Source organism: Lentilactobacillus sp., from assembly GCF_040773105.1.
Taxonomy (GTDB): Bacteria; Bacillota; Bacilli; order Lactobacillales; family Lactobacillaceae; genus Lentilactobacillus; species Lentilactobacillus parabuchneri.
Genome location: NZ_JAXGWW010000077.1, coordinates 1 through 8,774 on the forward strand (window position 1 = coordinate 1; position 8,774 = coordinate 8,774).

The following is an 8,774-nucleotide window of genomic DNA, read 5'->3' on the forward strand; positions in this document are numbered from 1 at the left end:
AATGGCAACAAATTGTCAACGACTTTCTAGATCGTCATCATTACCGCAATCCCAAAGATTTTGTTTTCTATTCCAGATATTTACATGTCGTTTCGTCAACCGACGTCAACAAGGCTTTAAAGAACATTTATTTCCGCCACCTTATTAGCAAGCGCATTACTTTCCATGGCCTCAGGCATACACATGCCAGCTTCTTAATCTCTAAGGGTGTCACCGACCAATATGTTGCCCGACGATTAGGCCACGAAAATACGGTGGTCACTCGGACAACCTATGCTCATCTTTTCAAAGATAAACAAACCGAAGAAGAAGATAAAACGATCGGCTTGCTGGATCAGCTCGACAACAAATAATTTCACAAACTTGTTGCCATCGATGTTGCCATTTTGTTGCCCAACTTCTGAAAAATAGAGAAATTAAGAGAAAACAACGGCAACTTTTTGGCAACAAAAAAAGCTCCCAATTCCTTATCTAAAGGAATCAGAAGCTTCATATCAACGAATGTGCGGAAACGTTGATTTTACGTGGTTATGCCCTCGGCAGGATTCGAACCTGTACTTGATTGCTCAAACAGCGACCTGAACGCTGCGCGTCTGCCAGTTCCGCCACGAGGGCAACAACATGTTTTATTTTACACTAAAAGTAGTAACTTGAAAAGAAGTTTTGTCGTTTTGATTTAAAAACGAGGTGACGACTGGAACTTGGATCGTTTTTCATCATTAAATAACCGATCAACGCCATCAAGAATGCACCGGCCAAATCAGCGATCAAATCAGTCATCGTGTCCATTAAGGCTGCTCGACCAACTAACATTCGGCCCGCTTCTTCATACCGCTGCAAATTTAGTCCACCAAGACCATCGGCGGTAAACTCATACATTTCCCAAAAAACGCCACAAGTGCTGCCAAAGGTAAAGGCAAACAGGCTCATCAAAAACGGCTTGTTACGTGCTTTATCACGTGCACTGAGTAGTCCTTGAAAAATTGAAAAACCCAATCCGGCAAGCATCATTGCTGAAAGAACGTGTTCATACTTATCCCAGAATGGAACACTATAGAACTGAAGTCCAGACCCCAAGAAAATTGACATAAATAAGAAAATATAGAAGAAAATTAATTCGATTTGTGGGAAATAAAAATAACCGATTTTTTCGATCACAAATGGTAAACAAGCAATGATGATGCCAACAAACACTTCTATCAATAATAGTAATTGACTATGGAACTTCGGCTGACCCTTCATATACCAGTAGCCGTAGTAGCCAATGTAGCCAACCATCGCAATCACGGTGATGAAAAATAACCATGTGCTAAATCTAATCTTCCCGATTTTCATATGTAACAATCCCCTTTTTTGACAATCTAATTGCTCACAATTAAATTGTTCCAATATGTTAAGCCTTGCTTTTAAATCTCAATCCATTACAATAATAACATAAACTATAACATGTTAATCGACTAAGCCATCGTCTGCGGATAATTAAATCCTGTCTCGCTTTCAAATCATAGGAGTAAGAATATGCAAAAAATACAACCGATCCATTTAGATGAGCAACTCTGTTTTCAAGTTTACTCAACCAACAAGAAATTCAATCATTTTTATCAAGAAGCCTTGAGACCATTTGACTTAACCTACCCACAGTATATTGCGATGTTAACATTATGGCAATACGCGCCGCTCTCTGTTAAACAATTAGGTGAATATCTCCACTTAGACAGTGGCACATTGACGCCACTTTTAAAGCGACTGGAAAGCCACGGTTGGATCACGAGAAGCAGAAGCGAAGCCGATGAACGCACCGTCATTATTAATTTGACAGATGATGCAACCCACAATAAGCGAGAAGTTTTCAAACGGGTTAACAGCTGCTTTGAAGTCTTAGGGCTGACTGAAGAAGAAAAAGATGCCTGCTCACAAACGATGCAGACAATCGAAGAGAAGTTGGATCAATACAATCATGAGGTTTAATTAATCAAAAAAGGGGTCGGGACAAAACTAAAGGTCTTGCTTCAAACTCTTTCTGGCAATTCCACATTACCTAGCAAAACGTGGGACGACGGCCGGCTGAAAGCCTGCCTAGCCTACTTGGCAATCGACCGATCCCGAACATTTAAGCCCAGCAATCAATCATTCCAAAACCAGGAATAATCGATTGCTGGGCTTAAATTGTGGGGTCAAAACGCCGGTTGTCCCACTCTTTTATCCTTGATTTTCCAACCAGTCAGCAATTACTTGTCCGACCTGGTTAAATTTATAAAGTGTTTGCATTCGATTCAGTGACCCGGACGTCAAAAGTGCGACGTAAACCGAGTGATTGCTATATACAAATTTAGCAACGTCATGATCGACTAAATTGCCTTCACCAGTCTTATTGTATACTGCAATATCTACTCCGGATTCATCGAAATTAGCGGGTAACTTACCACGAAACTGTTGATTTTTAAACCAGTCCGCAACTGGTTGGCCATGGTCCAAGGCCATTTTCAATAATCGGATACTATCGCTTGCGCTGGTGTAATTATCAAGTCCCATTGCAAGTGCGTGACCATCCATCAAATAACGTTGCAGCAGAGTCTCTTTGAAACCTTGTTTCTTCAGGTACTGTTGGATGTTATCCATACCAAACAGCGAAATGACAAAATTGCTGGCAGCATTATCCGATACACTAATCATCAAGGCCAGCAAATCTTTAAGCCGCCACTTGGTCTGAGACAGCAACTGCAGAACACCGGCACCACCAACAAACTTATCTGGATCAACGGTCACTTCCTGCTCCAAATCAAGCTGTTGGTCCAAGACATCATTTAACACGCCGAGCTTAATTAACGAAGCCGATGGAAATTGATCGTCGGCGTTATGGGCCACCAATGTTTGATCCCCGGATTGGACCAAGAGTCCGTAGCTAAAGTCACTGCCCGTCAATATTTGTTCAATTTGATTTTGAAGATTGTCACTCATCGCCAATATCTCCTAAATCCAGCAAACTCGGAAGCAAACTTCATTTCAGTCAATTCAGCGATATCCACTTTTGCCCCTGGCGTTCGAGATTCAATCATTTGGCCATTGCCAATGTACATCCCAACGTGGTGGACATACCCGGTACCGTGATCATAAGCAAAGAAGACCAGGTCTCCAGGCAGGATTTCTTCAGGTGCAAGCGGCAAGCCATTTTCCTGCTGATCATCCGCATCCCGTGGAATATCAAATCCAAGTACCCGGTGCAAAGTGTAGGCAAATCCCGAGCAGTCAAATCCATAGGAGCTGGTACCGCCCCACAGATAACGCTCGCCCAAAAATTGACGGGCCATTTCAACCATGGTTTCGCCAGCATTGGTACCCGCAAACGGCAGAATGGCAGCTGATTGATCAATATACCCCTTCCCTAAAGGTGTCACAACTTCAATCATGTCACCCTCAGTTCCGGTTTGTGGCAAAACCGTTCCCAAACTCATCTCAAGAACCGGCTGCTTATTTTCATCATACAAGTTAGCGGTTCGAACGGCAATTCGGACAATTGAAGTGACCGGTGGGTAAGTAATTGCGCTTTCACTTAAGAGTTTAACCGGTACCCAACCGGGATATCCTCTCGAGTCAGAATCGTCGCGTTGACTTGCAACGTAGACTTTTGCCCAGTCGCCTTCGATATGATCAATAATCACTTCATCGTTGAATAAAGCTTGAGTTTCAAGCAAATCATCCTCCGACAAATCAACTGATTGCTGATCGCTCATTTGTTCCACCCAGGTTTTGACATCCCCATTTAAGGCAGGCTCGTCAACCTTTCTGGGTGACTCTTTAGATTTCCAGATAGTTGCGACCGGAACTTTGACACGTCTTGTTTCCATCTGGGCACCTCCATTCGTTTTTTTATCATAACACTAACTACAAGTATACATATATTATAACCCTTTCGCTAGAGAAGACGTCCTTTCAGACAAAAATAGAAGAGCGTGGGAAAAAGGCGTTTTGAGCCTAGAATTTAAGCCCAGCAATCGATTGATTGGTTGCTGGGCTTAAATGGCTTGGTTCAGCCTTTTTTCCCACGTTTCAACTAAGTAAGATTGAATCACCAGAAAAGGGCTGAGTCAAAAATTCATACTTTTGACCAGCCCCTATCCGATTATTTTTTAAATCCCAATCCTGGTACATTAGGCAAGGTAATTTCATTTTGCAGATAACCGATCCCACCAGATACCGGATTGCTTGTAAACATCATCGATGCATCAAGGTCGACATATTGAATGTTGCGCTTTGCGGCAGCAAGGTGCGCCGCTGCTGTAACGGAAACCGACGATTCAATCATGCTGCCGACCATGCAGGAAATCCCTGCTGCTTCCGCTAGTGTGTTGATTTTCAGCGCATTATCGATACCGCCGGCCTTCATCAGCTTCAGGTTGATAATATCACAGCCATGCATCGCGATGATTCGAGCAGCGTCTTCAACAGAGAAAATACTTTCGTCTGCCATGATCATCGTCGAAGTATTGGCAGTTACGTGCGCCATCCCTTCAAAATCAGCCGCTAAAACCGGCTGTTCAACCAATTGAATATTCAATCCCAAATCAGCCATCCGATTGATAACGGCAACGGCCTGCTTGGGGTGCCATCCCTGGTTGGCATCAAGTCGCAGATGAATTGCTGGGCCAACGGCTTTTCGGATTGCGACAATTTTTTGAAGGTCGTTTTCTTCGGAGTCATCGCCAACTTTAATTTTCAAAGTATCGAATCCCTTTGAAATCAAATCATTTGCCTGGTCGATCATATCCGCAATTGTGCCAACACTGACCGTATAGTCGGTCTGGATCCGATCACGGTGACCCCCAAGTAGTTGATATAACGGCACACCATACAATTGCGCCAACAGATCATTGACCGCGATATTCAGGGCAGCTTTGGGGCTTGAATTATGAACCATCGACTGATCAATCGTTGCTTTGATATCGTCCGGATTTGCCAGTGATTTACCGATAATCTTGGGCCCAATCACGTTCTTGACGGCGTCCTGGATGCTGGCAAGCGTATCTCCGGTAATCACAGGTGTCGGCGCCGCCTCACCATACCCAATTCGACCATCATCAGTCACCACTTTGACAATCAACGTTTGGGCAGTCGTCACGGTTCTTAAAGCGGTCTTAAACGGCCGTTTCAACGGCACGGCTGCCGATTGAATGTCAATTTGTTTTATGATTGGTTGCACGAACTGTCACTCCTACTTTTCAAAATTATTTAACGTAAGCGTCTTTAAAGTTGTAGTTGGCGCCGGCAGTGTTATAAATAACACCCTTAACTTTAGAATTAACCATCCATTTTTCACCTGATTGATAAAGTGGAATGATTGCCTGGTCCTTTAATGCCAAGTTCTGCGCTTTGACCATGTCATCCCAACGGGCATTGGCATTACTTCCATCATCGGCATTACTTGCTTTAATCAGCTTATCGTATTCGCTGTTCTTCCAACCGGAAATGTTGCTTGGGTTGTTTGAAGTCAAGATGTTCAGGAATGTAATTGGATCCGAGAAGTCAGCGAACCAGTTGGCAACCGTTACGGTAAACTGACCACTGGCTTGACGTGACAAGATTGAACGACCCGGAATGTTGTTGAGTGTGACTTTTAATCCAGGCAATTTTTGTAAAGCACTTTGCAGATACTCGCTTAATTGTTTTTGGTCACTACCATCTGAGTTCAACAGGGTAAAGTGAAGTGAGGTCAACCCTTCTTCTTGTAAGCCCTGCTTGAACAATTGTTTAGCTTCAGTTGGATTGTAGTTCATTGATGCAGGTGCCGTCGTATCCTTGGTAAAATCAGTGCCATTCTTAGGAGAAACAGCAAGTCCTTCAGATACAAAGCTTCGGTTATCAATGGCACCGCCACCCATAACCTTGTTGGCTAATGTCTTGCGGTTGATGATCATCGACATTGCCTGACGAATCTTCAAATTCTTGAAAACTTTCTTCTTTTGGTTAAAGGCAATGTAGTAATTCGACGATTGCTTTCGAGAAATCATGTCCTTCTTGTTACCCATTTGCTTTGCTTGAGTGGCAGATAATTGCGACATATCAAGCTTGCCTTGGTTGTATAGGTTCAAAGAGGTTGATGTGTCTGGTTGAACACTAAATTTAACGGCGTCTAACTTAACAGCCTTTTTATCCCAGTAATGGGTATTTTTCTTCAATGTCCATTTGTTGTTAGTCCCAGTCCAGCCAGTCAAAGTAAACGGTCCGTTATATACTTGGGTTTTGGCTGAAGTTCCATAGTCATTGCCATACTTGGTGACGGTTTTGGAGTCCTGTGGGAAGAATACTGGAAATCCCATCAATAAGTTAAAGTACGGAATCCGCTGTTCAAGATTAACGGTTAATTTATAATTACCGTCAGCTTTAATTCCCAAGGAGTTCACAGTTGCCTTTTTATTTTGAATCTTATCGGCATTCTTAATCCCTGAGAACAAATACCCATATTGTGAGGCAGTCTTCGGATTCAACGTTCTGCGCCAAGAATAAACAAAGTCTTGGGCGGTCACTGGATCACCATTGCTCCATTTAGCGCCCTTACGCAGATTATATGTGTAGGTCTTACCATCTTTAGAAACTGTCCAAGATTTGGCAATTCCCGGGGTCACCTTACTATCCTTACCCAACCGGACTAAGCCTTCGTCAACGTTGTTTAATACGTTGAAAGTGCCAACAGCAGTGGTCTTTGAAGGATCAACAGTTGTCAATTCAGAATCGGTTGACGTGGTGATTGTCTTCTTTGCCTGACCCGATTTGTTTCCACAACCGGCCAAAATCAATGCAATACTGGCCACACCTGCAAGTGCGGCGACACTACGAGATAAATGCATATAAATCACTCCTCAATGATATGTAAGATTAGAAAAAACTCATCTTGGTTCTAATTTAGCATAAATATGTAAAAAAAACAGGCTTTTCCTAATATTGATTCCAGAAAGCCTGTCCTCGTATACGATTCTAAATGTGATTTTACTGAAAAACGGCAATCGCCATCCGGCGGGCAAGGTAGATGCGTTCAAATTTGTCGACAGATAACCAGTAGGTCCCGTCAATCGGATCACTGACGTGAACTTGACCGTCAGCAATGCCATCCAATAAGACTGCATGGTTATTTACCGGAACCCGCCCAAATGGGTAATCTTCCCACTGCGGTTCTTCAAAATGAACGGTCACAAAGGTCACTACCGGATTGCCCAGGCGAACGGCGTCATACAACCAGCTGGGATTTGCGCCAGACAAATTTTGTAAACGTCCGTATCGACTGCCCCACCGCATCAATGGCCGGACAAATATCGCTTCAAAGTCACCTGGCTGATTCTTAAATGGGGAGCCGCCAAAGCCTTCATAGGGATTGGCATTTGAACTAATCGGCATATCCAGCAAAAACTGACCATAACTCATATTTAATGCATGGTGCTGGTAATGGAGACCTTCTAATAAGCTGGCTGCCTCACAACCATTAATAGCGCCCCAAGAAAGTTGTTGAATATTTTCGGCACCGAGTAAAATTTTCCGACTCATTTAATCACCCCAAGATCAGTCAGAACCTTTGACACCATTTCTTGATATTGCGGTTGTTGAGCGACTAACTGCTCACAGGCGTCAGTTAAATTCAGGCGCAAACGGCCCTTACGATCCACGACAGACTCTGCATGCACCATCGAGCTTAAAACTGATTCGTCAACGGATGCAGCGGTGGCGCGGAAAAATAAATCAATCTTGTTATCGTTGAAGCGGGTGACGGTATCAAAATCAGTTGTCGGAAAGTGATCAACTTGATTGGCAGTTGAAAAGGCGAATACAATTTCACCGCTGCCATTGCCAATATAGCCGCCAGTCCGGTTAATTCCGACAGTTGCCCGCTTTGCCATTCGTTTGAGTTGGCGGGCGTTCAGGGGAGCATCTGTGGCCAATACAGTGATGATGGAGCCCTTTTCTTCTTTTTGTTTCGTTTCTGCCAGTAATTTTGCCAGTGGTTCGCCAATTGGCATACCGTTGACAATAAAATCGGTCAGATAGCCATAATTGGTCATGACTAACGCCCCAACCGTATATTGATGTTTGTCATCAACGGTTACGACCCGAGAAGCGGAGCCAATGCCACCCTTGAGGTCATAACACATCATCCCCCGACCACTGCCGACAGCGCCCTCTTCAAAGGTTTCATCAGCATCTTTCAATGTGCGATTGACATCGTCTTCGGTAATCCGCATTTTTCGAATATTTGAAACATCGCCGTCATTACACTCAGCCACAACTGGATTGACAGTACTGGTGGTATCCCCAATTTCTGGATTAGCTTTCAACATCCACTTGGTGAGTGCGTTCACCGCCGTTCCAACGCCAAACGTGTTGGTCATGACGATCGGCGTTTCGAGCGTTCCCAGTTCATCAATTTGAACCAGGCCGACGCTCTTGCCAAATCCGTTAATGACATAAGCGGCTGCGGGCACCTTGTGGCGAAATAAATTGCCGGTGTGGGGAAAAATTGTGGTCACTCCACTGTGAACATCGCCCTCATCAACTGTTGTTTGACCAACCTTAACGCCGGAAACATCGGTAATGAGATTGCGCGGCCCTTTTACCCGTTGTGAAACATCATTGTGTAAATCAACTGTTAGTCCCATGAATGATCATCCTTCCAGATTTATTGTATAGAAAAGATCGAAAAAATCATTGCTCCCACAGCGACCAAATTATTCAGGAAATGCAGCCCAATCGAAACTTTCAGATTGCGAGTTGTTACATACAAATATGCGAGC

General features: G+C 43.8%; 9 protein-coding genes and 1 tRNA gene. 2 read left to right on the forward strand and 8 right to left on the reverse strand.

Translation table 11 applies throughout. From position 1 onward, the window contains the following. Nucleotides 1-353: tyrosine-type recombinase/integrase (locus tag AB3112_RS05585; RefSeq protein WP_367334086.1), on the forward strand; the 353-nt coding region annotated here is incomplete at its 5' end. Between the two features lie 178 nt (nucleotides 354-531). On the opposite strand, the gene AB3112_RS05590 is transcribed toward AB3112_RS05585, so the two are convergent. Both AB3112_RS05590 and AB3112_RS05595 read right to left on the reverse strand, forming a co-directional pair. After that, nucleotides 532-615: transfer RNA gene (locus AB3112_RS05590), tRNA-Leu, on the reverse strand. Nucleotides 616-636: 21 nt separating this feature from the next. Beyond that, nucleotides 637-1,335 carry a hypothetical protein gene (locus AB3112_RS05595; protein ID WP_084975234.1) on the reverse strand — a complete coding sequence of 233 codons (699 nt, stop codon included), beginning with the start codon at nucleotides 1,333-1,335 and terminating at the stop codon, nucleotides 637-639. A gap of 183 nt (nucleotides 1,336-1,518) precedes the next feature. On the opposite strand from AB3112_RS05595, the gene AB3112_RS05600 reads away from it, so the two are divergent. Further along, nucleotides 1,519-1,968 (forward strand): MarR family winged helix-turn-helix transcriptional regulator, encoded by a 450-nt coding sequence (locus AB3112_RS05600; RefSeq protein WP_057910473.1) that lies wholly within the window; start codon nucleotides 1,519-1,521, stop codon nucleotides 1,966-1,968. Nucleotides 1,969-2,199: 231 nt separating this feature from the next. Here AB3112_RS05600 and AB3112_RS05605 read toward each other — a convergent pair whose 3' ends face one another. From AB3112_RS05605 to AB3112_RS05630, 6 genes are all read right to left on the reverse strand, one after another. Continuing rightward, entirely contained in the window at nucleotides 2,200-2,958 is a 759-nt protein-coding gene (locus tag AB3112_RS05605) for a serine hydrolase (RefSeq protein ID WP_367334087.1), read from the reverse strand. Then, nucleotides 2,955-3,845: an NlpC/P60 family protein gene (locus AB3112_RS05610; RefSeq protein WP_057910475.1), complete on the reverse strand. Its 891-nt coding sequence runs from the start codon at nucleotides 3,843-3,845 to the stop codon at nucleotides 2,955-2,957. Before AB3112_RS05610 ends, AB3112_RS05605 begins: the two co-directional genes overlap by 4 nt. Nucleotides 3,846-4,120: 275 nt before the next feature. Beyond that, on the reverse strand, nucleotides 4,121-5,197 hold the full coding sequence (locus AB3112_RS05615; RefSeq protein WP_084975226.1) for a dipeptide epimerase: 1,077 nt from the start codon (nucleotides 5,195-5,197) through the stop codon (nucleotides 4,121-4,123). A 25-nt stretch (nucleotides 5,198-5,222) separates the two neighbouring features. After that, the gene (locus AB3112_RS05620; RefSeq protein WP_084975224.1) at nucleotides 5,223-6,842 is read right to left on the reverse strand and encodes a peptide ABC transporter substrate-binding protein; all 1,620 of its coding nucleotides are present in this window, start codon (nucleotides 6,840-6,842) and stop codon (nucleotides 5,223-5,225) included. A gap of 139 nt (nucleotides 6,843-6,981) precedes the next feature. After that, nucleotides 6,982-7,533 (reverse strand): C39 family peptidase, encoded by a 552-nt coding sequence (locus tag AB3112_RS05625; protein WP_084975222.1) that lies wholly within the window; start codon nucleotides 7,531-7,533, stop codon nucleotides 6,982-6,984. Next, nucleotides 7,530-8,639 carry a P1 family peptidase gene (locus AB3112_RS05630; RefSeq protein ID WP_367334088.1) on the reverse strand — a complete coding sequence of 370 codons (1,110 nt, stop codon included), beginning with the start codon at nucleotides 8,637-8,639 and terminating at the stop codon, nucleotides 7,530-7,532. The genes AB3112_RS05625 and AB3112_RS05630 overlap by 4 nt, the downstream gene beginning before the upstream one ends. Between the last annotated feature and the right edge of the window lie 135 nt (nucleotides 8,640-8,774).

Bases quoted from the DNA above. Each gene is read 5' to 3' on its own strand.
- AB3112_RS05595 (WP_084975234.1), bottom strand. From the start codon at position 1,335: ATGAAAATCGGGAAGATTAGATTTAGCACATGGTTATTTTTCATCACC.
- AB3112_RS05600 (WP_057910473.1), top strand. From the start codon at position 1,519: ATGCAAAAAATACAACCGATCCATTTAGATGAGCAACTCTGTTTTCAA.
- AB3112_RS05605 (WP_367334087.1), bottom strand. From the start codon at position 2,958: ATGAGTGACAATCTTCAAAATCAAATTGAACAAATATTGACGGGCAGT.
- AB3112_RS05610 (WP_057910475.1), bottom strand. From the start codon at position 3,845: ATGGAAACAAGACGTGTCAAAGTTCCGGTCGCAACTATCTGGAAATCT.
- AB3112_RS05620 (WP_084975224.1), bottom strand. From the start codon at position 6,842: ATGCATTTATCTCGTAGTGTCGCCGCACTTGCAGGTGTGGCCAGTATT.
- AB3112_RS05625 (WP_084975222.1), bottom strand. From the start codon at position 7,533: ATGAGTCGGAAAATTTTACTCGGTGCCGAAAATATTCAACAACTTTCT.
- AB3112_RS05630 (WP_367334088.1), bottom strand. From the start codon at position 8,639: ATGGGACTAACAGTTGATTTACACAATGATGTTTCACAACGGGTAAAA.